This window comes from Lysinibacillus sp. K60, from assembly GCF_019731275.1.
In the GTDB taxonomy this organism is placed as follows: Bacteria; Bacillota; Bacilli; order Bacillales_A; family Planococcaceae; genus Lysinibacillus; species Lysinibacillus capsici.
On record NZ_JAASJR010000001.1, the window covers coordinates 86,018 to 112,065 of the forward strand.

The following is a 26,048-nucleotide window of genomic DNA, read 5'->3' on the forward strand; positions in this document are numbered from 1 at the left end:
AGGCGGACAAAATGCAGATGATGGACATTATTATACAATTAATAGTTAGTTTTTTTGCGACAGCTGGGATTGCCATTATTTTTAATGTTCCTAGAAAAACACTACTTCATTGCGGACTCGTTGGGGTAATTGGCTGGATTATATACTATGTTCTAACAGAGCAAGGGATGGATGTTGTCAAAGCTTCTTTCTTTGGCTCATTTGTTATTGCCATTGTTGCTCATTTATATGCCCGACGCTTTAAAATACCCATGATTATTTTCATTGTTGGTGGAATTATACCATTAGTGCCAGGGGGCATGGCTTATAATGCAATGAGAAATGTGGTAGAAGATGATTACTTACAAGGCCTGCAATATGGCTTAAAGGCATTTTTAATTACAGGTGCTATTGTGATTGGACTAGTTTTTGCAGAAGTAATTATTCAACTCATATTCCGCTCAGTTCGTTCAAGTAAAGTAAAATTACAAAAGGTTTATAAAAAATAGAAGGAGGCTGCGTGTAAAATAAACGCAGCCTCCTTCTTCATTTATTATTGTTTAGTCAGTAATAGTTCAATCTCTTCAGGTGTAACAGGTTTGCTAATATAATAGCCCTGAATGGCATCGCAGCCGTAAGTGATTAATAGATCTGCTTGTTCAGCTGTTTCTACACCTTCAGCGACTACTTTCAATTCCATGGATTTACCTAGTTGTACCATACCATTCATAAGCTTTTGGCTCTTTTCGGATTTCAAGAGTGAATTTGTAAACGTTTGATCGATTTTTAATGTACTTATTGGTAAAATTTGCATATATCTAAATGAGCCGTAGCCAGTACCGAAATCATCTAAAACAAAGGAAATGCCTTCGTTTTCAAGCTTACGCATTTGCTGTGCAATAGACGTTGCGGCTTCAGCTTCTAAAGCAAATTTTTCAGTAATCTCAATTTGTAATAGATTCGCTGGACAACCTGTTTTTGTAATCATTTCAAGTATAGATTTTGCCATATTCTTATCACGGAATTCGCGTACAGAAGAGTTAATAGATACTTTTAAATCATAGCCTGCCTTTTTCCAAAGTAAGGCTTGTTCACAAGCCTTTTCCAGCATGAAGGACCCAATATTATTAATTAAACCTGTTTCTTCAGCGATAGGAATTAACTCATCAGGCGTTACGACACCTATTACCTCATCTTCCCAACGTACAAGTGCTTCAACAGCAGTAACTTTTCCAGAATACACGTCGATTTGTGGCTGATAGAGTACCTTCAAGTTCTTTTGGTCAAGTGCTTGGAGTAAGCGCTTTTCAATTAATGCTTTACGATTTAAAGCTTTATGTGTTGCTGTTGATAAAGAAACAATTTTATCTCCGCCAGCCTCACGTACTGTTGAAATAGTAGCAATGGATGCCTTCATAAGCTGTGAGAATGTTGATTGATCCTCAGGATATCTAGTTATGCCGCCACTAATAGAAATTGGTACAGCAATATTGTCGCTATAAATCGGATGTTGTTGTAAGTAAGATAAAAAGCCTTGAATAAACCATTCACTTAAAGGCGTGATGACAACAAAATCATTTTCATTTATACGAGCCATCGTGCTATCTTGGAAATACATTTTTATACGATTTGTAAATTCAACAATCAGGCTTTGATCGATTTGTTGATCATGTAATTCTTTAAGTGTATAAAATTTATCAATACTTAGATAAACAAATGAAAAGTGTCTCTCATCGTCAATCATATTGGTGATTACTTTTTCAAGTCGATGTGCATTCATCAAACCAGTTTCTGTATCGATGTAAGCAATTTTTTCAAGTTGGTGTTGAATCGTTTTTGATTTCGTTACATCCTTTTCAATTAGGATAAATTGTTGTTCATTTGTTTCAAGATTAACGAGGGGGATAGCCGTTAGTAGCACCCAATAGGATTGCCCCGTTTTTGTGATTTTTTCAACTTCTCCCTGCCATGTATGACCATTATTTAAATTACGCCAGATCGTATGTGTTATTTTTTCACTCACTTCATTATCAGGGAACAGTTGCCAAAAGGTTTTGCCGATAACACGCTTTGGTGTCCATTGGCTTGTTTTTAGAAATTCATTATTACATTCCAAGATAAATCCATCGTGATCGAGTGTAACAGTCATAAAGGTCGCATCTAAACCTTGCTTAAGATTTACAAAGGTATTGCATTGAGAGATAGCCTGCGTCATTAATTCTGGTAGCATAAAAATCAATAGAATAAAACGCTCTCCCTCATCTGTAAAAGGTTTAGCTAGCAGAGCGGTTGTTATTTCTACATTTGAAGTTGTGTGTACTTGAATTTTTTCTAGATACGTACTGTCCTCATTTTGTAAAATAGATTGAAATGTTTCGACAGGAAGCTGACGCAGTAGATTTTCGTGTATAGATGGAGTAGTATTTCCTTTAATATCATTAGCTAATAAGCCAATCAGATGTTCAGCATTCTTTCCCCAGACTGTTGCTTGTCCATCTTGATTAATGATAATTGCAGGAAAAGGAAGTGAATTTAAATAATGTTCATCAATCGTAAATGATTTATGCATATGACTCATGATTATTCGATCTCCTTGGGTAATCAATATATACTAATATTATAGATAATAATCGGGAATTAGTCATTATGAATATATTTGTAAATATTTGATAGTAAAAAATAATAGGACTTTTCTAGTGAAATACAAGAAATGATTTGAAGAAAAGTAACAATTTTTAGTACGTATATAGGAAGCAGGATTGGTATGAAACGTTTAAAAGGAATAATATTTATCGTCTCAGGTGCTATGTTATGGGGAGCAACTGGCCCTTTAATGGAGTGGTTGCTTAATCATACACCTTTGACAGTATCCTTTATGTTAACAATTCGTTTATCGGTTGCAGGTATATTACTACTTACATATTTATTGTTAACAGGAAAAAATATTTTTGGAATTTGGCAGCACAAGCTATGGGGGAGGCAACTCATCGTTTTTGGTATTGCAGGTATGCTTGGTGTACAATTTGCATTTGTTGCTGCAATTAATGAAAGTAATGCTGTGCTTGCTACCTTACTACAGTTTTTAGCGCCAATATTTGTTGTCGCGTATGTCTCTCTTAGTTTAAAGAAATGGCCACCAAAATATCAAGTGTTAGGTATTATTGGTACCCTTATAGGGTTATTTCTGTTACTAACGAATGCATCATTTGAAAGTTTGCTTATTAGTTCAAAAGCCTTGTTATGGGGAATAGGAGTAGGCTTAACATTTGCATTTTACACCTTGTATCCTGCACGCTTAATGAAGGAGTGGAGTGTGCTTTTAGTAGTGGGCTGGGGGATGCTGGTGGGTGGCTTCACTTTAGGCTTAGTAAGCCGTGTTTGGCAGCAGTCCACTCAATGGGTTGTTCTAGTAGATTTTAAAATTTTAATGTTATTAGTTGCTTTAATATTTTTTGGAACAGTAGCTTTTATATTATTTTTAAGTAGCATGAAATACATTACAGCAGTTGAAACGAGCATTCTTTCTAGTATTGAGCCATTAACAGCAATGGTTATTTCTGTTATTATTTTCGGTACTTCTTTAGGTTTTTGGCAACTAATAGGAGTATTCGTTATGCTTGTTTGTGTAACGTGGCTTTCAATAGCGGGAGAGAAAGCATAAATATACTATAGTGTTAGTAGTTTTTGACTATCTTTAAATTTTATCTACCAACAAGGGGGAAAGAATATGAAAGAAGTTTTTTCCTATGTAAAGCCATATAAATGGACAGCTATTTTTGCTTTATGTTTAATGCTTTTAGAGTTATTTGTTGAGCTTGTGCAGCCACTCATTATGGCAAAAATAATCGACGAGGGAGTAAGGGCACAAAATCAAGGAATGGTTTTGCAATGGGGGGCTGTTTTACTTGGGCTATCTTTCGTTGCCTTTCTGGCGGGCATTATCAATTCTTATTTTTCTTCCCATACAGCTCAAAGCTTTTCGTATGATCTTCGAAATGCCATGTTTGCTAGGATTCAATCCTTTACGCTAGCAACCTATCAAAAATTCTCCACTGCATCGCTTATTACTCGATTAACAAATGATGTCACACAAGTACAAACGGTGCTGTTTATGAGCTTGCGTATTATGCTTCGAGCGCCACTTGCTGTGATAGGAAGCATTATTATGGCTTTTGTCGTAAATCCGAAATTAGCATTATTTTTAGTTATAGGTGCACCCATCATTTTTATTTTTCTTCTTTTTATGGTGGCAAAAGGTGTGACTTATTTTGGGCGTGTACAAAAGAGGGTGGATCGTTTAAACAGAGTTTTACAGGAGAATTTACAGGCGATACGATTAGTAAAGGCTTACTTAAGAGGGGCATATGAAGCTACACGCTTTGATGAAGTTGCATCACGGTTAAAGGTTGATACTGTGAAGGCCTTACGCATAATGGAATATATTATGCCTGTTCTTTTGTTCATTATGAATATGAGCCTGCTAGCAGTTTTATGGTTTGGTACAAAACAAATTGCTACAGGAACAACGCCACTTGGTGATATTGTGGCTATTGTGAATTATGCAATGCGTATGACAGGCTCATTTTCAATGTTCGCTTTTATTATTATCTTCTATGCACGTGCGAAGGCATCTGCAGAACGTATGGCTGAAATCCTTTCCATTGAAAATGAGGTTGAAGATACGTCCCTTTTAGAAGAAGTAGATCATGCAACACAATATGGAGAATTAACCTTTGACCATGTTAGTTTTACTTATCCAGGAGGAGATGTTCCTGTTCTGTCAGATGTAAGCTTTCAAGTTAAGTCTGGCGAGAAACTAGCGATCATGGGGGCAACTGGTGCAGGGAAATCAACATTATTACAGCTCATTCCTCGGTTCTATGAAGTAACGCAAGGCCGAATACTTGTGGAAGGTCAGGATGTTCAACATTGGGATTTACAAGAGTTGCGGGAAGTGATTGGCTATGTCCCTCAGCAGTCATTGTTATTTACAGGAAGTATTGCAGATAATGTGCGTTGGGGAGATACACAGGCTAAAATGGATGCTGTATTACAGGCTACAATGCAAGCGCAAATTCATGCATCTGTTGAAGATTTTCCAAATGGTTATGATACAAAGGTTGGGCAAAAAGGTGTTAATTTATCGGGGGGGCAAAAACAGAGGTTATCTATAGCTAGAGCTCTTTTGAGAAAAGGACATATTTTAATGCTTGATGATAGCACTAGTGCTTTAGATGTTAAAACTGAACAGTCTTTGTGGGAGGCACTGAGTGACGAAAAAGCAACGATGCTTGTTGTGACGCAAAAAATACGTACAGCTAAAGGTGCGGATCGCATTCTACTGATTGATGCTGGAAAAGTAGTTGCTTATGGTACACATGAAGAGCTATTAGAGACTTCCTCGCTTTATAAAAAAATAGCTATCTCTCAACAGGAGGTGGAGGATTAAAATGGGATTTTTCCAGAAACCTTTTGGCTATGAACCGCTTTTGACAAAAGATGATCTGAAACAGGCTGTGAAGAAAAAGAAGGGGCCACGTGCAGCTGATTGGAAAAGTACATTGCTGCGGTTATGGAAAATTGTCGACGAACAACGTGCACTGCTCATTGTGGTGCTCTTATTAGTGATGATTAGCTCCATATTAGCTTTAGTTGGCCCTTATGTAATCGGTCAAATGATTGATCACTATGTTATGCATGGCAAGCTTTCAGGCTTAGGTAAGGGGATTGGCTTATTAATTGGTATTTATGTGTTATTAGCTGTTTCACTTTTCCTACAAAACTATTGGATGATTGGCATCGCCCAGCAAACGATCTATAGATTAAGGACAAGTGTATTCACTCATTTTCAAAGACTGCCAGTGGCATTCTTTGATCGTCGTCAGCATGGCGAATTGATGAGTAGAATGACGAATGATATTGAAGCTGTCAGCTCAACATTGAACAGTTCCTTTATTCAGGTATTTTCAAGTGTACTTACGCTTGGGGGAACCGTCATTATTATGCTCAGTTTAAGCCCATTGCTGACAGTTCTGACGATGATCATTATTCCAATGATGTTTTGGGCGATGCGATGGATTACACGTCGTACAGCACCACTGTTTAAAGAACAGCAGGCAGCTATTGGCGCTTTAAATGGGATGATAGAAGAAACAATTTCAGGACAGCGGATTGTGAAGGCATTTTCACAAGAGGAGCGAATGAAAACAGAATTTCGTGAAAAAAGTTTGCGCTTAAAAAGAACTGGTTTTTGGGCACAGACATACTCAGGTTATATTCCTAAAGTTATGAACTTCTTAAATAATATGAGCTTTACCATTGTAGCAGGTGTAGGAGGAGTCCTTGCGTTATATGGACATGTATCGATAGGGGTAATTGTTATATTCACTGAATATGCACGACAATTTACACGTCCTTTAAATGATTTAGCAAACCAGTTTAATACGGTACTGTCAGCTATTGCTGGTGCAGAACGTGTATTTGCCTTGCTTGATGAACAACCAGAGGCAGAAAATGTGTCAGCACAAAAGCATCAACTATTGGGACATGTAACGTTTAAAAAGGTGTACTTTAAATATCAACTAGAAGAAGAAGGGTACACACTAAAAAATGTAAACTTTAAAGTGGAACCTGGTCAAACGGTAGCCCTTGTTGGTGCAACTGGGGCTGGTAAAACGACAATCCTTCAACTTATTGCAAGATTTTATGACGTCTCAAAGGGAGAGGTATTATTTGATGGTATAAATGTACAGCAAATTGATCGACAATCCCTTCGTTCACAGATGGCTTTTGTCTTACAGGATCCATTTTTGTTTGAGGCTTCTGTTCGCGAGAATATCCGATATGGTAGACTTGATGCGAGTGATGCAGAGATTGAGGAAGCGGCCAAGCGAGCTAATGCACATGATTTCATTATGAAACTAAAGGATGGGTATGATACTATTCTTGCTGCGGATGGACGCGAGATTTCCCAAGGCCAAAAGCAATTACTTTCTATAGCAAGGGCACTTATTGCTGATCCGAAAATTTTACTATTGGATGAAGCCACAAGCAGTATCGATACTGTGACAGAACTAGCCATACAAGAGGCACTCGATACGTTAATGCAAGGGCGTACCAGCTTTGTGATTGCACATCGTTTAAATACTGTCCATAATGCTGATATGGTCTTAGTGATGCATAAAGGAGAATTAGTGGAGGCTGGACCTCAGCAAAAGCTAATCGAATCAGGTGGTCTTTATGCACAAATGCTGCATTCATCCTCACACCATCTTGAGGAATAGATGGAAAAAGAGTAATTTCATTTGAAGTTGCTCTTTTTTATTGAATTAAAATATTATTAATTTGAATAGTTAGTAAAATTTTTATTAAATCAGGAAGTGGTATATAGTTAAAAAGTAACAGGTTGCAACAGAATAAATATCTCTATTTTCGAAAAATTAGTATATTATTTTATAGCTATTATTTCTAGTAAATTTCAGTCATTTTACTGAATTTTTATAGTATAAATCCTTTTATTTTTCCAATATTTGAAGTAAAATTCTGATTAATAGCGGGTATTAATATATTTTGTTGCCAGCTTATTTTCATTCTTGCTACAATAGGGCAATAGTCTGTTACAGGAACGGAGTAAATGATGAATATTTCAGTGATGACAGTGTCTTTTCCATTAGATGGAGAAACATTGAAAGAAGTAAAGTTATTATGTGAAGAAGCAACAGTTCAAGATTATCGAGTATATGAAACCATTATGAATGTACCAATGGCTAGCTCTTTCGAGAATAAAGGCTTTATGGTACTAGCGTATGAGGATGATAAAGATTTACTAGTTGGTGCTGCTAGTGCTATCGACTTAATGGGGCTTCATACATATGAGTGGTCATTAGTGGTGACACCTGCATATCGACAAAAGGGTATTGGAACTGCGTTAGTTGAGGGTATACAAGTAGGGCTAAAAGAAAGAGGGGCAGAGGGTCAATTAGCTGTAGTAATTGATGGTTCCCCTTATGGGCACACATTTATTGAAAACAAAGGGTTTACCTATAGTTTTTCAGAAACGACTCTAGAAACAAAAGCAGAGCCCGTTACATTGCGAGGTGATATAAATATTCAAGCCTATAACGGAGAGCAAGCTGAACTGATTACTATTTATTGTGAGGCTTTTGGGGATCTACCCGAAGAATCAGAAGAGCTTATTGCTTTTAATACATCAACAAATGGAAGAGAGCTTTGGATTGCTTACAGAGATGGTGCAGTTGTTGGAACAGTGACTACAGCTAAGGAAAATGAAATCCAGTGGGTAACAGCACTTGCTGTACATCCAAAATGTGAAGGACAAGGTATTGGGACAGCCCTTCTTTCCTTTTCAAAGGATTATGCGAGTAAGGTTGGTGCAGCGTTTGTCATGCTAGATGTAGAAGTAGACAATAAAAAAGCACTTTCTGTCTATGAAAAAGCAGGATTTATGAAAGCACAGCAAATTGATTATTATGTAAAACAATAGAAAAAGGGTGATGAGTGGTATTTAATATTAACTCATCGCCCTTTTTTATCATAATCACCTACTATCTTCATATAATATTAACAAGCTTTAAGAAAGGAGTCGTGATCATGCGCATGCCAGCATTGCCAAAAAAGAAGTCGCCTCCAAAGGAAGCCCCTAGTTCATGGTGGAAAGTTGTTAAAGCTTATTTATCCAAAGGAAAATTTTATAAGTTACCACCAAGAAATTAATAATGCAAAGAAAAAAGTCGCCTTTTAGCGACTTTTTAATTTTCTAATAAAAATGTTTTTTTGGATGGTCCGATTAAGTATAGCTCGTGCATGGCTCGTGTAAGAGCTACATAAAGTAGCTTTCGGTCAATTGGTGTATCGTAAAATGGTATATCATAGGCAGCTACAATGACGGCATCAAATTCAAGTCCCTTAGCTAAGTGACTTGGCACAACAAGTAACATTTCTTGATTAATAGATTCATTTTCCGTTAGTAGTTGTGAAGCAATATCATTGTCTTTTAAAGCCTGTTGCATAGTAATGGCTTCTGCAGTAGTTTTGCAAATTAAAGCAATGGATCGATGGCCATTTTGACGAATGGCTTCAAAGATCTCTTTAATTTTGAAGGCATCGAATTGCTCCGCTTGAATAAAACTTGGTACGTTACCGTGACGCACAACGGGTTCTACTAAAGGTAGCTGTTCATTCATTTGTGCTAGAATTTGATTAGCGACTTCCATAATTTCAATTGTTGTTCGATAGCTTTTTTGCAAAGTGCGGAAGCTTGCACGGGGAAATAAGCTTTGGACAGGCTCCCAGGCTGTTAATGAGCGATAGCTATGGATACCTTGTGCTAAATCACCGACCATAGTGAACATATCTGTATCAAGACCTGCTTTTAAAGCAGCAAGCTGAAATAAACTGTAATCTTGGACCTCATCGATAAAGACAACACGCATCTTCCATTCATCTGCAATGCCTTTTAAACGTGCTTGTAAATAGTATAGTGCAGCTAAATCTTCGAGTGCCCATTGTTCTTTACGATGTGCCTGCAAAAATTGTTGCTGTTCAAGGTAATGCCATTCAGGGGCGAGTTCTGCTAATAGTTCTGCATCGGTGAGAAGGGAACGATAGAGTGTTTTAATATTATGTTTTGGAAAGCGACGCATATAAGCTGATGCCGTTGTCTTCGTTTCTTTTTCAATGGCAGGAATTCGTTCATCACGCTCATCAATGAATTTTGTGACAACACGTCGCCGTTTTTCATCATCTCGAATTCCATTTAAGGCTTTACCCAATGCCTCATCATACTTTTTATGGAGTGTAGTTAAAACAGCCTGTTTTTTTTGACGTACATGGCTTGCTAAGACCTTTTTAATATGCTCAAGTCGCTTTTCGATAGGCATATATGAAAATTCATATAAAAACAGCTTCTTCAGGTGGGAAGCACGCATGATACAGTATTTTTCAATATAGACATCTTCGAATTGCTCTGCGATCTTTTGTTCCAGCTTTTGTACGTAGCGTTCGATGACATCGCGATAGTAAAGTGAGCCTTTCATTTCAGCAATCCAGGCAGTAGGCTGATGACTACCTCCAGCAACGAGTAACTCTAATTGCTCATTTGGATTTTGAAGCTTAAGCTTTAACTTTGTGGCAGAAAGAACGTAGTCTGTAAAAGTAGTTTGGCATATTTTATCGACGCCAAGCTCTGGTAAAACATCGCCTATATAATCAATAAATAGCTTATTCGGTGCTAAAATCATGAGCTGTTCAGGATTAAAATGTTCACCCATTGTATAAAGGAAATAGGATATTCTGTGTAGAGCAATGGTTGTTTTTCCACTGCCAGCAGCACCTTGCACAATAATTGGTTGACGAAGATGTGCTCGAATAATTTCATTTTGTTCCTTTTGAATTGTTGAAACAATTTCAGTTAGACGAACATCAGCTTTTCCAGCCAATGCTTCTTGGAGTAGTTCATCATTTGTTGTTAGATCAATATCTCTTATATCGAGTAATTCGCCATTTTCGATCTTGTATTGCCTTTTAGCATAGAGATGTCCCTTATGAACTTCACCACGGACATCATACTCCATGTCACCAAGACGTCCATCATAATAAACATTAGCTACGGGTGAGCGCCAATCAACAATAATGGGCTCATGGGTTTCACGATGAAATAGTGATGTCTTCCCAATATAAAGGAATTCTTCTGGGTCACCGGTTTTTTGGAAATGGATTCTAGCGAAATAGGGCTTCTTGCGAACGGCCTCTAGACCTTCTTTTTGATTACGTGCCATTTCAAAAAACCGGGCATTTGTTAAGATATTTAAATAACTTAAACTCGAATCTAAGTAATCAAGATCGGCCATAGATTTACGGATATTTTCTTGAGCAGATTTTAAATCTCGTTGTGATTCGTCTAATATTTGTTGCATATAGCCCTGGGTATACGCTAACCGCTCTACTTCAGCCTGAAAATCTGGATGTTGTACAGTCATTTTTTAGCACCTCCTAGGTACTTACAATTTCAAAGTAGATTATCATACTACTATATATAATATTTACCAGCAAGTGAAAGCAAAAAGTTAATTGTGCTACTATTACATGGGGCTGGAAGGTTTTTCTTTGATAATAATAGAGGAGGTTATTGAATTTGGACATATTTGCACATAGAGGTGTTTCGATAAACTATCCAGAAAATACGATGGCTGCCTTTCAAGCAGCATCAAAGCTCCCTATAGCAGGGATAGAGCTAGATGTTCATTTAACCGCAGATAAAGAGGTAGTGGTGATTCATGATGAGACCATTGATCGTACCTCCAATGGCTCAGGCTATGTAAAAGACTTTACATTACAGCAATTACGTACATTTGATTTTGGTTCGTGGTTTTCACGGGAGTTCGGAGATGAAGTAATTCCTACGTTAGGGGAAGTGTTGGAGATATTTTCAGGTACCAATCACCGTATCAACATTGAACTGAAAACAGACATTATTGCCTATGAAGGAATAGAAGCGCTCGTGCTCAAAGAAGTAGCAGCACAGCAAATGACAGAGCGGGTGATCATTTCATCTTTCAATCATGAATCATTGCAAACAATATCAAAAATAGCGCCCTATATAGAAAGTGCAGCATTGTTTGCAGAGGTGCTGGTGGATTTCCCAACTTACATTGCTCTTATACCCGCTAAGGCGTTACATGTAAGTTTGCCAACTTCCTTTCGTAAATCAGTTAAACTAGCTCTCGCTGAAGGCGCAACTGTCCGTGTGTATACAGTCAATGAACAACGTGATGCTCGACTTTTACAAGAGCTCGGTGTACAGGCGATATTTACAGATGATCCAGAAAAAATAGTAAGAGCCCTTAGTTAGAGAAGAAGTGGACAGCTAAGAGACAAAAGCTTCCGTGGAATCATTTGCATTTTCAAAATACCCACGGAAAGCAACGTCTTCTAGAGGGTTTTTACCATTTTGCACGATGCTCCTCAATACATCCGAGCATTTGTTGAATAACCAGTGTTTCACCATTGTCGAGTAAAATAGAACCGTCGTAATAGCCAAATAGCTGATGTACCTCTGATTTAACTAGTTTGGCATTCGTTTGGGCTATACGCTCAAAAAAGGGTGAAAAGGTTAAGGAGACCTGATTGGAAAATTTAGTTTTTACTTTCCAACGCTGCATATAATCTTCGGAATCATAGTGAAATAATAAATCCTCATGTATTTTTGTCATTTTACCATCAACAAAAACAGCATTTTCAGTCATGCCTGTGCCATCTGTCCATTTACCTCCTAAATTAAGCCCGATCCGTCGTCCGCGTACTCGTTGAGAGGCCATTCCCCAATTCCATAATGCTTCACGTGGCCATACACCTCGTCCATAATCCAACACAGCAAAATTCTCCTCAGCTGAGAAATTAAACCGTCGAGTACCAATTGTGACAACACCTGATGTTGGCAATATGTGATGCTTGCCTGTGAACTGAAATGTTTTCCGATTCCAAGGAATGACTACATTTAGGGTTTCGTCAGCTGGTGGGTGCTGAATGATAAGCTTTGCTCGTAAAACATCTCCGTCAAAGTTTGGTATGGAAACAGATAGATGTGTTTCATTTTGTATATATAATAAATCAATCATCATTTCACTATTTTTAAATGAAACAGATTCTAAAACCTGTGTAGGCATTTTTAGTTTACCACCGAAGGGGATTGTGATCGTTTTTTCAAAATAGCGCTGTGTTTCATATTCAAGGAAATAAACGAAGCAGACTGCTGCGTAATCTAGATGACTAATCGTAGCTGAAAACAAGATTTCATCACCGTAGACACACCAATAGTTCCATTTCTTTTTGCGCATGAGATGGCCGCTTAAATTGCTATTAATAAGTGGTTTGCGTGCAAATCCGATGGCTGCTGGATTTAAATTACCTTTTTTGTCGCATAAAAGAGTTGGCTGTAAAATCTCTTTCTCAGCATGCTGCCTCACATTCAACATCCCTTCTGGTCATAAAATAAAATTGACATATCTTTAAACCCTATTGTAGCAAAAATGTTCTTGAAATTGGAAAGGAACATGCTGAATATAATGGATTTCAATAAGAATTATGAGGAAGGACCTAACTAATAGAAATGCTTAAATAGACATATGATGGCATGAGGAGGTTATGGTATGGCAAAAATGTATAATAGGCAGGCTGCAGTTCAATATGCTAATTTGTGGTGGAACAGACGCAATCCTGCTTTTCCAAATTTTGATGTAGATTGCACAAACTATATATCTCAGTGTTTACTTGCAGGGGGGGCACCGATGCGAGGTGCACCAAGTAGAGAGAAAGGCTGGTGGATTCAGCAAGGGAATTGGAGCTTTAGCTGGTCTGTTGCCCATTCATTACGATGGTATTTAGAAGGATCTACAACTGGATTGAAGGGAAGACGTGTTCAATATGCAGAGGAACTAGAGCTTGGAGATGTCATTTTTTATGATTTTCAAGGGAATGGGAGAATTGACCACTCCGTTATTGTTACAAGTATTCAAAATGGTATTCCTTATGTGAATGCCCATACCTCAGATAGTATTAATAGACCTTATTTTTACGAGGATTCCACCGCCTATACACCAAGCATGACCTACTTTTTCTATCATATAGATGACAGTTTTGCTTAGGAACAGGTAGTTTTAAAGCATACAAATATATGATAATGTGAAAGATAGAAGAGATAAACTCTAATATGTTGTCTTATGGTAGAAGGAGAATTGATATATGAGCGAACAAATTTTATCTGTTAGAGATGCAATTATTCAACGCCGTTCCATTAAAAAGTTTAATGGCCAGCCAGTAGAACGTGAGGATTTAATGGCTATTATTGACGATGCAGTATGGGCTCCCAACCATGGTAATCGCGAGCCGTGGCGATTAGTTATTGCCTGTGGAAAGGAATTAACAAGCCTTCATCAGCTATTACGGGACTTAACAATTCCTAAATGGCAGGAGCTTTCAAGCGAAGATTTAGCGAAGCAGATGTTGAAATTTACATTACCAGGCGGCTATGCCTTTGTTATCGTTCCAGAGGATGCGCGTCAAAAAGAACGTTTAGAAGATTATGCAGCGGCAAGTACATTTATTCAAAACATGCAGTTACTGGCATGGGATAGGGGCATAGGCTCTTGCTGGAAAACACCAGGCTTCCTAGATAACCCAAAATTCCGTGAAGCTTTAAAGGTACAGCCAGGTGAGCGTGTCATTGCTATGCTACAAGTTGGTTATTTTGATGAGGTGCCAAAAGGCAAAGAACGCAAACAAGCAGCTGATATCGTTACAATTTTTGGTGAGTAATCAAACAAAAAATCCCTTCACTTTAAAAGTGAGGGGATTTTTTTATTAATCGATATTTATTTTTGTAATCCTGAAACCTCATATAAATAATCACTCAGAACACGTAAGCCTTTATCAAAGTTTTCTAAATGGAAGTGTTCATTTGGGGCATGGAAGTTTTCACTTGATAGACCGAAGCCCATTAACACTACAGGTAATTCTAAAATTTCATCAAACGCAGCGACGATAGGGATGGATCCACCGCCTCGTGTGTATGCTGTTGGTACATTATACACTTTTTCATAAGAGCGTCCAGCAGCCTGGATAAATGGATGATCGAAAGGCGTTAGGAATGGACGGCCTTTATCGAATTCAGAAATGCTGATTTCCACACCAGCAGGTTTGTGCTTTTCAACATGTGCTTTTAAAAGTGCTACAATTTCATCTGGCTCTTGATTTGGTACAAGGCGGCATGTGATTTTAGCGCCAGCTTCAGCGGGTAGTACTGTTTTGATGCCTTCACCTGAGAAACCACCAAATACACCGTTAACCTCTAGGGTTGGGCGTGCCCAAGTACGTTCTAAATAAGAATATCCTTGTTCACCGAATAATTCTTTTACGCCAACTTCCTGTTTAACAGATTCTTCATCGAAGCCAAGCGCAAGATAAGCCTCACGTTCCTCTTCTGTTAATGGCAACACTTTGTCGTAGAAACCTTCAACTTGAATCGTACCATGCTCATCACGGAAGGATGCTAAAATTTCAGCTAATGCATGAATAGCATTTTGTACGCCACCACCATAAAGACCGGAGTGTAAATCTCCCTTAGCTCCACGCACATCAATTTGAATGCCCGTTAAGCCTCGTAAACCATAGCATACCGCAGGCTTCCCAGGACCATAAAGACCTGTATCGGAAATTAAAATTAAATCGGCGGCTAGTTTTTCTTTATTTTGCTCAACATAGGCAGGTAGATGTGGACTACCAATTTCTTCTTCACCTTCATAAATGAATTTAACATTAACTGGTAATGTCCCTGTTGTAGCAAACAATGCCTCGATCATTTTTAAGTGCATAAAGACTTGTCCTTTATCATCACTTGCACCACGAGCAAATAATTTATTGTCTCGAATTGTAGGATTGAAAGGCTCACTGTCCCATAAATTTAATGGATCAACAGGTTGAACATCATAATGACCATAAAATAAAATAGTTGGTTTACCTTCAGCATGTAGCCAGTCTGCATAAACAACAGGGTGCCCAGCTGTTTGTGTAATGGAGATATTTTCAAGATTTAGTTTTTCAAACGCACTGGCTAGCCACTCAGCTGCATGTTGAATATCCTCTTTATGCTCGGATAAAGAACTGATACTTGGAATACGTAAAAATTCATTCAGTTCATTTAAATGTGCCTCACGATGTTCTGCAAAGTAAGCATCAATTTGCTGTAAATTAGTCATTTAGCATCCTTCTTTCTAATATTTCGATAATAGAAATAGTATAGCATAATTTGCTTTTAGGAAACTTAAATTGTCTTGAAAGATTACACATAGCACCTACAAAATAAACCACAAGTGCTAAATAGCAATTGTGGTTGAGTATTACTTGAGTGGGTTATAAATTTTTTCAGTGAAGTGTTCAGATACAACAGCCAGATCGCTTCGTACTATTAACAGCTAGAATGCATCACTAAAATGCGCTAGCTATCAGGCAAGTCTATTCAAAGCCTCATTAGTGAGCAGTATAACCACCATCAACAAGAAGGGTTGTACCATTAACAAAGCTTGCGTCATCGCTAGCTAAGAAGAGAACGGCTTTAGCTATTTCTTCTGGTTTACCAAGTCGACCTTGTGGGTGAAGGGAAGCTAAATATTCTTTCTTCTGAGCATCGACCTCAGCTAATAGGGGAGTGTCGATATAGCCAGGACACACTGCATTTACACGAATACCGTGTTTAGCGTAAGCAGTACATAGGTTTTGTGTTAATAATTTAACGCCACCTTTTGCAGATGAGTAGGCTGTAGGGTTTGGTAAGGCAACGAAGCTATGAATGGAACCAGCGTTAACAATGACGCCGCCTGTTCCTTGAGCAAGGAATTGTTCAATGGCGTATTTATCAGAAAGAAATACACCTGATAAATTAATATCAATTGTTCTTTTCCATTTTTCAAAAGAAAGCTCGTGTGCTGGTGCATCGTCAGCTACGCCTGCATTTGCATACATAATATTAAGTTTTCCGTATTTAGTAACGGTTTCCTTTATCAGGTTTTGAATGTCCGCTTCATTTGTTACATCTGTTTTCACGAAGAGTGTATCAAAACCATTGTTATTTAATTCTTCAGAAACGCTTTGTCCACGATCAGAAAAATCGGCAATAACGACTTTAGCTCCTTCTTCAACAAAGAGACGGACTGTGGCTTCACCAATCCCACTAGCTCCACCTGTAACAATTGCTACTTTATCTTTTAGTTTCATATAAATGACCACCTTTAGTAATGTTATTTTGCTGTTGCACCGCCATCAATAACGAATTCTGCACCTGTTGAAAAGGAAGATTCATCAGAAGCTAAAAATAATACAGTTTGCGCTACTTCCTTTACAGAGCCTAAACGTCCTAATGGGAATAAGTTTTTACCTAATTCATCTTTTGAGCTTCCTGTTGTTGCTGATGCATAGTCTGCCATACCTGTATCAATGTAGCCGGGATGAATGGAGTTGACACGTACGCCGTATGGAGCATACTCCATAGCAGCATCTTTTGTCATAATGCGAACAGCCCCTTTACTCGCGCCGTATAATACGTGACCAGCTGCCCCTGTTAAGCCTGCAATAGAGGAAGCATTAATAACAGAACCATTATGTTGCTTTGTCATAAGCGGCATAATATGCTTCATACCTAAGAACACACCTGTCACATTGATGGACATTAAGCGGTTCCAGTCAGAAAGCTCGATTTCTGCAAGAGGTTTTATGATATAGATACCTGCATTATTGAAAAGAATATCCACTTTATTAAATGTTTTTATTGATTCATCTGCTACCTTTTTCCAGTCTTCTTCATTACTTACATCGTGGTGGAAAAATACTGCCTCACCGCCGATAGTTTGAATATCACGGACTGTTTCGTTCCCAGATTGTTCATTTATATCAGTATAACTATTTTTGCTCCCTCTTTAGCAAATAATAATGCAGTTTCTTTCCCGATTCCTGTACCTCCACCTGTAATAATGGCCACTTTGTTTTCTAATCTCATTTCAAGCACGCACCTTTCATTTTTTCTGGTTATATGGTTGCCTGAGGATTCAAAAGTATTCGCGTTGTCTAGCGATACCTTCATCTTACTCCTTTCAATTTGAAATACTATCCTATAAGATGCTGTATAATATAGTGAATGAATATCCTCCATTTATAGGGGTATTTTTAGTGTGAAGGAGAAGAATTTCCTATGACGCATCCATTTCAATCAATTGAAGAAGTAACAATTCAAGAGTTTGTGTTGTTTATTAAAATTCATCATAAGCAAATTGAAGAGAATACAATTATTTACCTTAATCTAGAACCTTCTATAACTGGGGCAGATCGAAAAAGAGCAGCAATGCTATTAGATTCATTTTTGCGTTTAATGACACATGCAAATATCGATGAACTAAATAATGATGATAAGTATTTTTTTAACACATGGCTTCAATCACAGTTGTCCATTATTGATAGGAAGAGCTTTAATTTATTTCAATTAATTTTTGAGAAATCATTGATTACTTTTATGATTCAATAGAAGAGTAGTCGAACGAACGCCATCTTCATGTATATATTATCGACATTTACGTTACTTGTAGAGCTTTACTATGGCTGTGAGGGAGATAACCAAACTGGTAACATAACTACTGAAAATCAAAAAATTAGGCATCTACAGCTATTAGATAGGCTTGATAAATTGCTCATTAGTTCTTCAGGTTATCAGGATTTAGCCCTTATTTTAAAAAAATGTGAAGAGTATTTTAGTTATAAAAGATGTGTATTTTACGCATATGTCCCATGGTCCAATCAATTTTATGGAGTTATTGGCGCAGAGCTACCTAAGGTGCAAAGCATGAAAGGGGAGTTGACTGGAGAAAACACGATACTTAGTTCAAGAAAACCCATTTATTTAAAAAATCCTAAAAATTACGTGAAAGAAGAGCATATCCAATTATTTAATTTATCCTCGATTATTTTTATTCCCATTTTGTGTGAAGATCAATTATTTGGATGGCTAACATTTGATCAGCTAGGGGAGGAATTTGATTGTACAAAGGAAGAATTAACACTCCTTGAGGAAGTAGGGAAGCGTTTAGGTTTATTTTTATCACGTAAGGGCGAGAAGGTAGAAAAGAATACAGTGCTTCATTTAACTGACAGGGAATCGATGATACTTGGCCTGCTTGCCGAAGGATATGATAATAAAAAAATTGCTGGTTTATTATTTTTAAGTGAGCATACTGTCAGGGATTATGTAAGCAGTCTGATGACAAAGCTCAAAGCAAAGAATCGAACACAGGTCGTTGCCTCAGCCTTTCGTCTAGGGCTGCTAAGCTAACACCCCAATGCACTTCTATTAGGAGTGCATTTTTTGTTTCTTCAAATGCTAATTAATATTCAGACAATAAATACTATTAAAAATATAGTTTAATTAATAGATAACTATTGTCATCAAAAGCTTTTTTGAAGGGAAAGCAGTATAGTAGTAAAACAATTTTTACGAATATTACAAGTGAAAGCGATTAAGCTTACACGATTGTAATGAAATTGAAAGCCAATGCGATAGAGTGTAATACATTATTTTGCGAGAATGTGTATAGAAGCAAGAACAAGAAGCGGAGGCATACACAATGAATGAAAAATTAGAAGGCGTATACGAGGAATACAATCGTTATATATATCATTTATGTTTAAAACTAACTCGCAATAATATAGAAGCGGAAGACTTAATGCAAGAAGTTTGGGTTAAGGTTGTACGCTATGAAGATAGCGTGGCCGAAGTAGAGCATATTAAAGCTTGGCTGACAACTATTACAATGAATACATTTAGAGATCGCTATCGTAAAAAAGTACGACGTAGCAAGTATATGATGAACCAACCTGAAACATTAGACGTACCGATTCTAGATTTGGTTCCCAATAACGATATTTCTACAGAAGAAAAAATTGAAAAGGACATTGTGACAAAACTAGTCCAAGATAAAATGGAGCAATTAGATGCCATTTATAGAAAGACTTTATGGTATTTCTACATAGACCAATATTCACTTGCAGAAATCTCTACAATTATGAAAGTTTCCATTGGTACTGTGAAATCTCGTTTATTCCGTGCAAAGGCTCGATTAAAAGAAATGCTCATGTCAGATACAGCTATAGTGGAATCTGTGCTACCAGCTTAATAAAGCAGATTGGTCGCACATCACGGTACTTAGACGGAAGTATTTGGTCGACTAATCAAAAAAGATGCATTCGCAAATAATTGCAAATGCATCTTTTTATTGTGCTTCAATCTGGCCGATTTGTCTCCACATCCAATAAACATTTAGAAAAAATAGTTCGTAAGGTTTGCAGTTCCTCCGCTGTTAGCATACCAAACATATTATTAATGATTTCACTCACTTGTTGACGAGATTCCTTTAATATGTTTTCACCGTCAGCCGTAATGACTAGTTGAGAAGCACGGCGGTCTGTGGCATGCTGTGTTTTTTCAATAAAGCCACCATTTATCAGCTTGGTTGTTAAAACAGTGACGCCACCAGTAGTTACTTTTAACCGCTCAGCAATAGCAGAAGGGCGTTTTGGGCCCTCCTGCGATAAGTAGTCTAAAATTAAAATATGGGATTTTGAAAAGCCGAGTACATTATGATTATTCCACTCGTTTGCCCACTTACGCTCAATAGATGAAACGACTTCAAACAACGAGGTAATGGCTTTTTGTTTTTCTTGGTCCATAGAAGGTCATCTCCAAAACTGTTTTAACTTTCTTGTGCCAATCTTGTCATCGCATTTAATTCGTAAGCACGTACTTTACGTGGGATAAAACGACGGATGTCCATCTCATTGTAACCAACTTGAATACGTTTTTCATCTATTATAATAGGGCTTCGCAACATTCTTGGGTGTGCCTGAATGATAGCAAATAGCTCTTGAATAGAAAGTTGGTCGATGTCGATATTTAAGTTTTTAAAGTCATTTGAGTTTGTTGCAATGATTTCATCTGTGCCATCTTCAGTCATGCTTAGAATTTCTTTGAATTCTGCAAGTGTAAGTGGGTGAGATGTAATACGCTTTTCTTTATATTCTATGTTGTGATCTTTTAACCATTTAAGTGCTTTTCTGGATGAAGAACAGCTCGCTTGTGAGTAAATTGTAACTGTCATTCTTCATTCCTCGCTTTCTTTTTTAGATTATATTTTACAAATAGCTTATTAGTAAGTTAATAGTTTATATATATATCTTACTAGTAAGCTATATATAAATCAATAGTTAATTGAAAAAAATTCTCAATCGTATTATTATTTTTTCAGTTATATTAAAATATACGAAGATAAGCGTAAAAAGTTTCGTTTATTCAGCTTACAATGATGTAAGTTTATGTTAACTTTTTAGAATTTGTCTTTTTAAGCATAAAATCGATGATGAGTTAATAGGGACTACTAGAATTCTAAATTGTCTCGTAGGAGAGAGTTAGTTGGAAGTAGGAGTAAAATTGTTAGTCCACTGATTATAGTATGTTTAAATGAGGCTATTTATACATCGAAGTTAAAAAAATTTAAAAGAGCAGCCCCATAACATGTTGGGGCTGCCCTTGAAATAATTAGTCTTGGCCTTGTTGTCCAGAAGTAAACCAATCTTGAACATTCCAGACTTTTGTTACGAGTCCTTCATAGAAATCAGGTTCGTGACTTACTAGCACAATGGTACCTTTAAATTCTTTCATGGCACGTTTTAATTCATTTTTTGCATCTACATCTAAATGGTTTGTCGGTTCGTCGAAGAGAAGCCAGTTAGCTTCCTCCATCATTAATTTACATAAACGCACTTTGGCTTGCTCGCCACCAGATAATGAATTAAGCGGACGTGTAATATGGTCAGTTTTTAGGCCAGCTCTTGCTAAAGCTGCACGTACTTGGGCTTGTTCCATAGAAGGGAAAGCATTCCAAACATCATCAATTGGCGTGATTTTCTCAGCTTTTACTTCCTGTTCAAAATAGGAAGGATATAGGTAGTCTCCGCGGACTACTTTCCCACCAAGCGCATTAATTTTACCTAACATTGTTTTTAATAATGTGGATTTACCCACACCATTCATACCGACTAAAGCAATTTTTTCTCCTCGTTCAATCGCAAAAGATAGTGGAGGAAGTAATGGCTTGTCTTTATCGTAACCAATCACTAAGTTCTCAGCCTCTACAACGTAGCGGCTAGATGAACGGGCTTCTTTAAAACCGAATTCTGGTTTTACAGCTGTTTCTGGGCGATCAATTCGCTCTAAACGATCAAGTTGCTTAGCACGTGATTTTGCACGACCAGTAGTGGAGTAACGTGCCTTGTTTTTAGCTATAAAATCTTCTTGCTTCTTAATGAATTCCTGTTGCTTTTCATAGGCTTCAATATGCTGACGTTTATTGATTTCAGCAAGTTCAAGGAATTTTTCGTATGTTGCAGTATAACGAGTTAATTTTGAAAATTCCAATTGGAAGATGACATCCACTGTTTCGTTCATAAATTCTGTATCATGTGAGATTAGAAGGAAAGCGTATGGATAGTTCTTTAAATAAATTTTCAACCAAGTAATATGTTCCTCATCAAGATAGTTCGTCGGCTCATCTAGTAAAAGTACTTTAGGTTTTTCTAATAAAAGCTTAGCGAGGAGTACCTTTGTGCGCTGTCCACCAGACAGGGCAGCTACATCACGCTCTAAGCCAATGGCATCAAGTCCAAGTCCACGTGCCACCTCTTCAATTTTCATATCTAATGTATAAAAATCTCCTGCATCTAATGCATCTTGTACTTCTGCCATTTGTTCTAAAAGTACTTCTAATTCTTCAGGCGTTGCGTCTGCCATCTTGCCTGTAATTTCATTCAGCTCTTCTTCTTTTTTATATAATGGTAAAAAGGCATCGCGTAACACTTCACGCATTGTTCTACCAGCCGTTAGTACGGTATGTTGGTCTAGATAACCATAGTGCGTACCAGGCAACCACTCAACTTTTCCTGTATCGTGGATCGTTTGACCTGTAATGATGCCCATTAATGTAGACTTACCAACACCATTAGCTCCTACAAGTCCAATATGATCACCTTCCACTAAGCGAAACGATACATCTTTAAAGAGTGTACGATCACCGAAAGAATGACCTAAATTTTCAACTGTTAATATTGCCATTTCTGTTCCTCCAACTATCTTTCTTGTTTACATTTTATAGTTCTGCAAGCTGCTTGTTAAGTTCTGCTAATTGAGCTTCCATATTCGCAAGACGTTGCTCTGCCTTAGCTACCTGATCGTTGTGCCCAGTAGACTCCAACTTTTCTATATCACCTTGTAAATTCATATAGTCCATTTTTAACTCTCTAATTTGGTATTCAATATCACTTTTTGTTGGCATGAAGACTACTCCTTTTGAGACTATTTTTATAGTGAATGCGTGTAAAAGCGATGGAGGTTTTAAGAATCCCCCACCGCTTATTCTTTAAAATCAATCGGGTACTTGTTGAATTTACTTATGTCCAACTTCTGTAAGAGGTGTTGGAGTGAAAAATTCTTATATATTGTATCATAATCATCTTGGAAGTAGCACTAAGTAGAAGCGATATTATGACGATCATAAGCAAAATCTAAGAGTAATGCTTGAAGTGTTTCATTATTATCAGCAAGATTGAGTTGTCGCTGTTTTCTCACTGCTCGTTCACTGCGAGCTTCGTGTAAAAGAAATTCCATGACAGCATTTTGGATTTGTGATTGCTTCATTTTTCGACCAAGTCCTAGATGGATAAAGCCATTATGCTCACGAGGGAAAGCATGTAAAAGCTCAGCTTCAGTTTGCGCAAGTGTAATGCATGGCACGCCAAAAGAGGCAATCTTATAAGGTGTATAGTTAGCATTACAAATAATGACATCTGCTTTAGGTAGTAGTTTGAGGAGTGCATTTTTATCTCGAAGAATAGCAGTATTGCGACGACTAAGTACCATCATTTGCAAGTCATCCGTTGCATGGCGATAGCTTTCGTCAATCATAACTGTAATTTGTAGTGGTATTTGTAGTTGAGTTAGGTGTCGAAGTGTTCGATACGTTAAATTATGCTCGTCCCCATCCTCGAAAGCGACAACGATATGAGGCGGATTTTCAGGTGTTTTACTATCAGATATATTATCGAAATGCTGATAAGCATCTGGCAGGGCAAAAACAAAGCTTCCACCAATATAATGTGCTGGTAAATAATCTTTCACTTCTTGATAGAGTGCTAGTAGTACACAATCACAGGCTTGGCCACCTTCACCAAAATCATCAAAATGAATAATTGTTTTGCAGAAAGGTCGTAATTCTTCTACTTGCCAGCCTTCAGAATTTCGCCCATCTCTAACAATTAAATCAGGTTGAAGTCCTTTGATTTGCTTAGGTAATTCGTTAAAGTGATCAAATAGAATAGGAGAAACTCCTTCATTCATTAAAATTTGGATTCCGTCATTTGAAGGAGTCTTTACAAAGATAAAAACCTTCTCATTCGAAAGTAGTTTAGCTAATGTTGAAACCCGTTCAAAAGGATACAGCCCTTTATCAATACAGCTTTCAATAATGAAAACAATCGTTTTTTTTGGTTCAATTGCGTGTGTTTCGTTTTGCAAATGTATCCCATCCTTTCCTCTGTCTCTTTAAATTATGGCGAAGAAAGAGCAAGTATGTGTAAAATTTAGGATTTGCTCATGAATGTCTCTAGAGGAATCTTCTAAAATAGCTATCTTTAAACAGTTTTAATCACCAAAAAATGGTCGATATATATAGAAAGGCGAATTGTAGAAATATACATAACAACTGGAAGGTCTTTATCTTGGTTCAGAAAAATCTCTTTACAAATGGAGATGATGGCATGTTTTGCTTAACTCCGATGTGTCAAGATAAGGTCAACGCAGGGTGTCAAGAATTTGAAGGCGAGCTTTTAGAGTGAGCCGTAATTGATATACTATCAATAAGAAGAAGGACGGGAGAAAAAATGAGTATGCGTGCAGCGATTGTTGTAGGGGCGACTGGTTTAACCGGCTCCGCTCTAGTTGAACAATTATGTGAAAATGATGAGTATATTTCAGTAACAGTTATTGCACGAAGAAAGCTAACTTATATGCATCCAAAGTTAGAAGTGAAAATTCGTGATTTTGATAGAATAGAAGAAAACGATATAGGATTTGCTCATGAATTGTATTGTTGCTTAGGTACAACCATTAAAAAGGCAGGCTCTCGTGAAATGTTTGAAAAGGTAGATTTTGAATACCCGTTAGCAATTGCATCTTTAGCAAAAAAACGGGGAATCCCTCATTTTCTTGTGATTACGGCAATGGGAGCTAATGAGAATTCTCCATTTTACTATAATCGAGTTAAAGGCAAACTTGAGCGTGATTTAGAGGAACTAGGCTTACAAAGACTTTCCATTATTCGCCCCTCACTCTTAGTAGGGAACCGTGATGAATTTCGATTAGGAGAAAAGGCAGGAGAAAAATTATTAAAGCTTGCACAGCCTTTATTAATTGGACCTTTAAAACGTTCTAGAGCAATTGAAGCTACACAAGTGGCAAAGGCTATGATTATTATTGCCCTATATGGTAAACAACAGCCAGTCACTATTTATCCATCAGATGAGTTAGCAACATTAGATTATCCGGAAGTACCAGAAGAGGACATTTCAAGAGAAACATTATTTAATTGGGATAAGCTGAATGAAGGCGAGAAAGTTAATCGGGAGGTTGTCATTAATCGAGATAAATATAAACTTGAGGAAACGGTCATTGATAAGGAAGTCCATTTCCGACAACGTGATCAGGATAATTAATTTAGGGATTAAATTCTCGTTCCGTCTAAAGACTGAATTTATATCAATTGTCATGACAATCCTTTCCGAGCCACTTTTCATTTGTTACAATATTATTGTAGAAGATGAATGTGGAGGCAAAGTAAAGATGAAAATTTTACTCGTAGATGGCACGATGTTTGGTCGTAAAACTGGTGCTATTTTAGAGCAAGTGGAGCAATATATTAAAGAATTAGATGCTAGTTTCGAGTTAGAAATGATGCATTTTAGTCAATATAAGCATCAAATTGTGGATGGTTCTCCATTAAATGATGATATGAAAAAAATGATTCAACAATTTGAGGAGGCAGACGCTTACATTATTGCAACGCCTATTTTCCAAGCGTCTATTCCAGGCGTTTTGAAAAATGCCTTTGACTTCTTACACCCTAAAACAATGCGCTATAAGCCCGTATCCATTGTTGCAAATGGAGGCACATATCAGCATCACCTTGTAGTCGAAAATCAGCTAAAACCTATTTTAGACTACTTCCGAGCGCTTGTTACGCCAAACTATGTGTATACACATACATCACATTTTGATGCAGATAATAATATTGTAGACGCAGACGTTCATAGTCGTTTACGTGAATTAGCTCGTGTATTTGTTCAATACTGTGAAATGAGCAAGAACTTGCCCAAAGAAACAATTGACCAACATTAAGATAGCCCTTGTACGG

At 37.3% G+C, this 26,048-nt stretch carries 23 protein-coding genes and 1 pseudogene; 13 read left to right on the forward strand and 11 right to left on the reverse strand.

The genetic code is table 11. The features are described 5' to 3' along the window. The first annotated feature begins 11 nt into the window (after positions 1-11). Positions 12-488, forward strand: a complete 477-nt coding sequence (locus tag HCH28_RS00405) for a threonine/serine exporter family protein (RefSeq protein WP_081010948.1) — start codon at positions 12-14, stop codon at positions 486-488. 44 nt (positions 489-532) lie between these two features. Here the strand turns inward: HCH28_RS00405 and HCH28_RS00410 are convergent, their stop codons facing one another. After that, on the reverse strand, positions 533-2,557 hold the full coding sequence (locus tag HCH28_RS00410; protein ID WP_221679089.1) for a GGDEF domain-containing phosphodiesterase: 2,025 nt from the start codon (positions 2,555-2,557) through the stop codon (positions 533-535). Between the two features lie 186 nt (positions 2,558-2,743). Here HCH28_RS00410 and HCH28_RS00415 point away from each other — a divergent pair, with 186 nt between their 5' ends. The 4 genes from HCH28_RS00415 to HCH28_RS00430 all read left to right on the forward strand — a co-directional run bounded on the left by HCH28_RS00415 (position 2,744) and on the right by HCH28_RS00430 (position 8,482). Next, complete coding sequence (locus tag HCH28_RS00415) at positions 2,744-3,640, forward strand: DMT family transporter (RefSeq protein ID WP_221679090.1); 897 nt, start codon at positions 2,744-2,746, stop codon at positions 3,638-3,640. A 66-nt stretch (positions 3,641-3,706) separates the two neighbouring features. Continuing rightward, positions 3,707-5,428 carry an ABC transporter ATP-binding protein gene (locus HCH28_RS00420; RefSeq protein WP_221679091.1) on the forward strand — a complete coding sequence of 574 codons (1,722 nt, stop codon included), beginning with the start codon at positions 3,707-3,709 and terminating at the stop codon, positions 5,426-5,428. Position 5,429: 1 nt separating this feature from the next. Next, positions 5,430-7,262 carry an ABC transporter ATP-binding protein gene (locus HCH28_RS00425; protein WP_221679092.1) on the forward strand — a complete coding sequence of 611 codons (1,833 nt, stop codon included), beginning with the start codon at positions 5,430-5,432 and terminating at the stop codon, positions 7,260-7,262. A gap of 350 nt (positions 7,263-7,612) precedes the next feature. Further along, positions 7,613-8,482, forward strand: coding sequence for a GNAT family N-acetyltransferase (locus tag HCH28_RS00430; protein ID WP_255600304.1), 870 nt, complete (start codon positions 7,613-7,615; stop codon positions 8,480-8,482). A 265-nt stretch (positions 8,483-8,747) separates the two neighbouring features. Here the strand turns inward: HCH28_RS00430 and helD are convergent, their stop codons facing one another. Continuing rightward, positions 8,748-10,976 (reverse strand): RNA polymerase recycling motor HelD, encoded by a 2,229-nt coding sequence (gene helD / locus HCH28_RS00435; protein ID WP_221679093.1) that lies wholly within the window; start codon positions 10,974-10,976, stop codon positions 8,748-8,750. 155 nt (positions 10,977-11,131) lie between these two features. Between helD and HCH28_RS00440 the strand changes: the two genes are divergently transcribed. Beyond that, positions 11,132-11,848 carry a glycerophosphodiester phosphodiesterase gene (locus HCH28_RS00440; RefSeq protein WP_221679094.1) on the forward strand — a complete coding sequence of 239 codons (717 nt, stop codon included), beginning with the start codon at positions 11,132-11,134 and terminating at the stop codon, positions 11,846-11,848. 91 nt (positions 11,849-11,939) lie between these two features. On the opposite strand, the gene HCH28_RS00445 is transcribed toward HCH28_RS00440, so the two are convergent. Continuing rightward, positions 11,940-12,962 carry a DUF2804 domain-containing protein gene (locus HCH28_RS00445; RefSeq protein WP_004229659.1) on the reverse strand — a complete coding sequence of 341 codons (1,023 nt, stop codon included), beginning with the start codon at positions 12,960-12,962 and terminating at the stop codon, positions 11,940-11,942. A 183-nt stretch (positions 12,963-13,145) separates the two neighbouring features. Here HCH28_RS00445 and HCH28_RS00450 point away from each other — a divergent pair, with 183 nt between their 5' ends. Together HCH28_RS00450 and HCH28_RS00455 are read left to right on the forward strand one after the other, a co-directional pair. Next, a complete protein-coding gene (locus tag HCH28_RS00450; RefSeq protein WP_004229655.1) occupies positions 13,146-13,640 on the forward strand; it encodes an amidase domain-containing protein in 495 nt (164 codons plus the stop codon). A 97-nt stretch (positions 13,641-13,737) separates the two neighbouring features. After that, on the forward strand, positions 13,738-14,310 hold the full coding sequence (locus HCH28_RS00455) for a nitroreductase family protein (protein WP_221679095.1): 573 nt from the start codon (positions 13,738-13,740) through the stop codon (positions 14,308-14,310). Between the two features lie 56 nt (positions 14,311-14,366). Here the strand turns inward: HCH28_RS00455 and HCH28_RS00460 are convergent, their stop codons facing one another. From HCH28_RS00460 to HCH28_RS00470, 3 genes and pseudogenes are all read right to left on the reverse strand, one after another. Then, a complete protein-coding gene (locus HCH28_RS00460) occupies positions 14,367-15,749 on the reverse strand; it encodes a dipeptidase (protein ID WP_221679096.1) in 1,383 nt (460 codons plus the stop codon). A gap of 271 nt (positions 15,750-16,020) precedes the next feature. Further along, positions 16,021-16,764, reverse strand: coding sequence for an SDR family NAD(P)-dependent oxidoreductase (locus HCH28_RS00465; RefSeq protein ID WP_221679097.1), 744 nt, complete (start codon positions 16,762-16,764; stop codon positions 16,021-16,023). Between the two features lie 23 nt (positions 16,765-16,787). Next, positions 16,788-17,542 (reverse strand): annotated as a pseudogene (locus HCH28_RS00470) (SDR family NAD(P)-dependent oxidoreductase). Positions 17,543-17,734: 192 nt separating this feature from the next. On the opposite strand from HCH28_RS00470, the gene HCH28_RS24785 reads away from it, so the two are divergent. The 3 genes from HCH28_RS24785 (at position 17,735) to HCH28_RS00480 (ending at position 19,706) form a co-directional block, all read left to right on the forward strand. Beyond that, positions 17,735-18,064, forward strand: coding sequence for a hypothetical protein (locus tag HCH28_RS24785; RefSeq protein ID WP_255600309.1), 330 nt, complete (start codon positions 17,735-17,737; stop codon positions 18,062-18,064). Between the two features lie 27 nt (positions 18,065-18,091). Further along, positions 18,092-18,865, forward strand: a complete 774-nt coding sequence (locus tag HCH28_RS00475) for a LuxR C-terminal-related transcriptional regulator (protein WP_255600311.1) — start codon at positions 18,092-18,094, stop codon at positions 18,863-18,865. 292 nt (positions 18,866-19,157) lie between these two features. Next, positions 19,158-19,706 carry an RNA polymerase sigma factor gene (locus HCH28_RS00480; protein WP_036078118.1) on the forward strand — a complete coding sequence of 183 codons (549 nt, stop codon included), beginning with the start codon at positions 19,158-19,160 and terminating at the stop codon, positions 19,704-19,706. Between the two features lie 106 nt (positions 19,707-19,812). Here the strand turns inward: HCH28_RS00480 and HCH28_RS00485 are convergent, their stop codons facing one another. The 5 genes from HCH28_RS00485 to HCH28_RS00505 form a co-directional block, all read right to left on the reverse strand. Then, the gene (locus HCH28_RS00485; protein WP_009371643.1) at positions 19,813-20,259 is read right to left on the reverse strand and encodes a MarR family winged helix-turn-helix transcriptional regulator; all 447 of its coding nucleotides are present in this window, start codon (positions 20,257-20,259) and stop codon (positions 19,813-19,815) included. 23 nt (positions 20,260-20,282) lie between these two features. Then, the gene (gene spx, locus HCH28_RS00490) at positions 20,283-20,687 is read right to left on the reverse strand and encodes a transcriptional regulator Spx (protein WP_004225558.1); all 405 of its coding nucleotides are present in this window, start codon (positions 20,685-20,687) and stop codon (positions 20,283-20,285) included. A gap of 437 nt (positions 20,688-21,124) precedes the next feature. Continuing rightward, the gene (locus HCH28_RS00495) at positions 21,125-22,696 is read right to left on the reverse strand and encodes an ABC-F family ATP-binding cassette domain-containing protein (protein ID WP_004225557.1); all 1,572 of its coding nucleotides are present in this window, start codon (positions 22,694-22,696) and stop codon (positions 21,125-21,127) included. Between the two features lie 34 nt (positions 22,697-22,730). After that, complete coding sequence (locus HCH28_RS00500) at positions 22,731-22,916, reverse strand: SE1832 family protein (RefSeq protein ID WP_004225556.1); 186 nt, start codon at positions 22,914-22,916, stop codon at positions 22,731-22,733. A 191-nt stretch (positions 22,917-23,107) separates the two neighbouring features. Then, the gene (locus HCH28_RS00505; protein WP_221679098.1) at positions 23,108-24,154 is read right to left on the reverse strand and encodes a PseG/SpsG family protein; all 1,047 of its coding nucleotides are present in this window, start codon (positions 24,152-24,154) and stop codon (positions 23,108-23,110) included. A 365-nt stretch (positions 24,155-24,519) separates the two neighbouring features. On the opposite strand from HCH28_RS00505, the gene HCH28_RS00510 reads away from it, so the two are divergent. Both HCH28_RS00510 and HCH28_RS00515 read left to right on the forward strand, forming a co-directional pair. After that, on the forward strand, positions 24,520-25,350 hold the full coding sequence (locus tag HCH28_RS00510) for an oxidoreductase (protein ID WP_221679099.1): 831 nt from the start codon (positions 24,520-24,522) through the stop codon (positions 25,348-25,350). Between the two features lie 127 nt (positions 25,351-25,477). Next, positions 25,478-26,032, forward strand: coding sequence for an NADPH-dependent FMN reductase (locus tag HCH28_RS00515; RefSeq protein WP_221679100.1), 555 nt, complete (start codon positions 25,478-25,480; stop codon positions 26,030-26,032). Positions 26,033-26,048: the final 16 nt, after the last annotated feature.

Excerpts from the sequence above, each read along its gene's own strand:
- HCH28_RS00405 (WP_081010948.1), top strand. The coding sequence starts at position 12 with ATGCAGATGATGGACATTATTATACAATTAATAGTTAGTTTTTTTGCG.
- HCH28_RS00410 (WP_221679089.1), bottom strand. The coding sequence starts at position 2,557 with ATGAGTCATATGCATAAATCATTTACGATTGATGAACATTATTTAAAT.
- HCH28_RS00415 (WP_221679090.1), top strand. The coding sequence starts at position 2,744 with ATGAAACGTTTAAAAGGAATAATATTTATCGTCTCAGGTGCTATGTTA.
- HCH28_RS00420 (WP_221679091.1), top strand. The coding sequence starts at position 3,707 with ATGAAAGAAGTTTTTTCCTATGTAAAGCCATATAAATGGACAGCTATT.
- HCH28_RS00425 (WP_221679092.1), top strand. The coding sequence starts at position 5,430 with ATGGGATTTTTCCAGAAACCTTTTGGCTATGAACCGCTTTTGACAAAA.
- HCH28_RS00430 (WP_255600304.1), top strand. The coding sequence starts at position 7,613 with ATGATGAATATTTCAGTGATGACAGTGTCTTTTCCATTAGATGGAGAA.
- helD (WP_221679093.1), bottom strand. The coding sequence starts at position 10,976 with ATGACTGTACAACATCCAGATTTTCAGGCTGAAGTAGAGCGGTTAGCG.
- HCH28_RS00450 (WP_004229655.1), top strand. The coding sequence starts at position 13,146 with ATGGCAAAAATGTATAATAGGCAGGCTGCAGTTCAATATGCTAATTTG.
- HCH28_RS00455 (WP_221679095.1), top strand. The coding sequence starts at position 13,738 with ATGAGCGAACAAATTTTATCTGTTAGAGATGCAATTATTCAACGCCGT.
- HCH28_RS00460 (WP_221679096.1), bottom strand. The coding sequence starts at position 15,749 with ATGACTAATTTACAGCAAATTGATGCTTACTTTGCAGAACATCGTGAG.
- HCH28_RS00465 (WP_221679097.1), bottom strand. The coding sequence starts at position 16,764 with ATGAAACTAAAAGATAAAGTAGCAATTGTTACAGGTGGAGCTAGTGGG.
- HCH28_RS24785 (WP_255600309.1), top strand. The coding sequence starts at position 17,735 with ATGACGCATCCATTTCAATCAATTGAAGAAGTAACAATTCAAGAGTTT.
- HCH28_RS00475 (WP_255600311.1), top strand. The coding sequence starts at position 18,092 with ATGTATATATTATCGACATTTACGTTACTTGTAGAGCTTTACTATGGC.
- HCH28_RS00480 (WP_036078118.1), top strand. The coding sequence starts at position 19,158 with ATGAATGAAAAATTAGAAGGCGTATACGAGGAATACAATCGTTATATA.
- HCH28_RS00485 (WP_009371643.1), bottom strand. The coding sequence starts at position 20,259 with ATGGACCAAGAAAAACAAAAAGCCATTACCTCGTTGTTTGAAGTCGTT.
- spx (WP_004225558.1), bottom strand. The coding sequence starts at position 20,687 with ATGACAGTTACAATTTACTCACAAGCGAGCTGTTCTTCATCCAGAAAA.
- HCH28_RS00495 (WP_004225557.1), bottom strand. The coding sequence starts at position 22,696 with ATGGCAATATTAACAGTTGAAAATTTAGGTCATTCTTTCGGTGATCGT.
- HCH28_RS00500 (WP_004225556.1), bottom strand. The coding sequence starts at position 22,916 with ATGCCAACAAAAAGTGATATTGAATACCAAATTAGAGAGTTAAAAATG.
- HCH28_RS00510 (WP_221679099.1), top strand. The coding sequence starts at position 24,520 with ATGAGTATGCGTGCAGCGATTGTTGTAGGGGCGACTGGTTTAACCGGC.
- HCH28_RS00515 (WP_221679100.1), top strand. The coding sequence starts at position 25,478 with ATGAAAATTTTACTCGTAGATGGCACGATGTTTGGTCGTAAAACTGGT.